The sequence below is a fragment of the Micromonospora sp. 4G55 genome, assembly GCF_016803375.1.
In genome coordinates, this window is record NZ_JAEVHN010000906.1 from 1 (window position 1) to 1,942 (window position 1,942).

2 protein-coding genes and 1 pseudogene are annotated in these 1,942 nt (G+C 71.9%); 1 reads left to right on the top strand and 2 read right to left on the bottom strand.

Annotated elements, in window-relative coordinates; genetic code table 11:
- Positions 1-545: pseudogene (locus JNW89_RS35925) on the bottom strand (transposase); the annotation flags it as partial.
- 41 nt (positions 546-586) lie between these two features.
- The gene (locus tag JNW89_RS35930; protein ID WP_238452395.1) at positions 587-1,531 is read right to left on the bottom strand and encodes a DNA primase; all 945 of its coding nucleotides are present in this window, start codon (positions 1,529-1,531) and stop codon (positions 587-589) included.
- A 118-nt stretch (positions 1,532-1,649) separates the two neighbouring features.
- Between JNW89_RS35930 and JNW89_RS35935 the strand changes: the two genes are divergently transcribed.
- The coding region (locus JNW89_RS35935; protein WP_238452396.1) for a PadR family transcriptional regulator at positions 1,650-1,942 on the top strand (293 nt) is incomplete at its 3' end.

Consider the following 1,942-nt stretch of genomic DNA (forward strand, 5'->3'; position numbering starts at 1 on the left):
CGCAGCACCTCGCGCAGCGCCACGGCGGCCGAGTGGCGACCGGTGGACAGGGCGGCGTGCGCCGCCAGGACCTGCTTGAAGCCGGCCAGGTCCCGGGGTGCCGGCAGGGTGACCGCGGAGAGCGCCCCGGCCTGGAGGGCGCGGGCCAGGCCCACCGCCCGCCGCTCGGCCGGCGGCGACTGCATCTCCTCCAGCGAGTCGTCGTCGGCGAAGCGCTCGGCGAAGTCGTCGACCGAGTCGTCGTCGGCGATCGCGAGTGGACGCCCGGCGGCGCTCAGCAGCGAGGTGACCGTGTGGTCGTCGCTGTCGGCCGCGATCGCCACGCCACTCGGCCCGCCCGACCGCTCCACGAGCAGCGCGACCAGCTGGGCGTAGCCCGTCGGGTCGTCACCGATCTCGCAGACATGCAGCAGCCGGCCTGCGTCATCGACCACAGCGGACGTCAGCGACGATCCGGCCGATGCCGGTCGGTCGGCCGGATCCGCCGAGGCCAGACCGCAGTACACGCGCACGAGCGCCACGGCGTCGTCCTCCTCCCGGGACACAGGTCTTTTCTCTGCCAGAGACTGATGCTCCCCGCTCGGGGTCAGTCGCGCCAGTCCACGACAGCAGAGATCTTGCCGACAATGGTGCGCCAACCCAAGCTTGCGGTTTGTGCCCCGATTTTCTTGAGCCGCCGCCGGCCGAGGAAACCACCGATTCCGCCGTTGACAGATGCCCTCAGCGCCTCGTCCAGGTCGTCCAGGCTGGAGCCGGCGGAGAGCATGTCGAGCACCGCGGGTAGCCGCAGCGCGTACGACAGGTCACGGGCCACCTCGCCGGCCTCGATCAGCAGCGTCGGGTCCCACGTGTCGTGCCCGCCGCGCAGGTTCTCCACTACCAGGTCCAGCTCGTACGTGTCCTCGTCGAGCGGCGCGATGTCGGCCGGTTCCACCCGTTCGGACAGTTCATTCCAGCTGTCCAGTTGGGACATGTCGTTGGGCGCGCCGGAACGGATGAAACTGACCAGCGCCTCGGGGGTCTTGAAGAGCAGCAGCCGCCCCTTGTGGGTGAGGAAGACCGGCACCTCCTCGTCGGCCGCCGCGTCCTGCTCGTCCTCCTCCGCCTCGGACTCCTCGTCCTCGGCGTCGGTCTTGCGCTTGCGACCCGCGGGCCGGCCGTCCTCTTCCTCCTCGGCGGAGAGCGCGGCGAACTCCTCGTCGAGGATCACCACCTCCTCGTCCTCGGCGTCCTCGGCCTCCACGACCTGGCGGCGGGCGAGGAACGGGTCGTCCTCGTCGCGCTCGGCGACGTCGGTCGGGGTCAGCTCCCGGGCCGGCCGGTACGCCCGCAGCGTGAAACCGGTGCCGGCGGGGAGAGCGATCTCCACCGGGTCGATCCGCAGCTCGTCCCAGAGGGAACGGTCGGCCGAGCCGCGCTCCACCTCGGGCTCGACCGGCCCGTCGGTGGCGTCGAGCTCGGGCTCGTCGGCGTCGGGCCGTTGGGGCGACTGGCGGGCCACACTGACCTCCGGGTGCGTCGGGTTGCCCACTCGCCGACACTTCCGGTCGGCTAGTGACTCTGGGCACATACCCTAGTGGTCAGCTCGGGGGGACCGGACCCCGCACCCCGCTGGCGATCCGCACGGCTGACAAGTAGCGTTGCTACGTATGAGGGCTCAGGCGCTGCACGGACACCTCGACGCGCTGCTGCTCGCGGTGCTGGAACAGGGCGCACTGCACGGCTACGCCATCATCGAGGCGCTGCGGGCCCGCAGCGACGGCAACCTCGATCTGCCCACCGGCACCATCTACCCGGCCCTGCGCCGCCTGGAGCGGGCCGGCCACGTGGCCAGCTCGTGGAGCACCGTCAGCGGTCGGGAGCGGCGCACGTACGAGCTGACCGACTCCGGCCGCCGGGCGCTGGCCGGCGAGCGGGCCGGCTGGCGCGAGTTCAGCGCGAC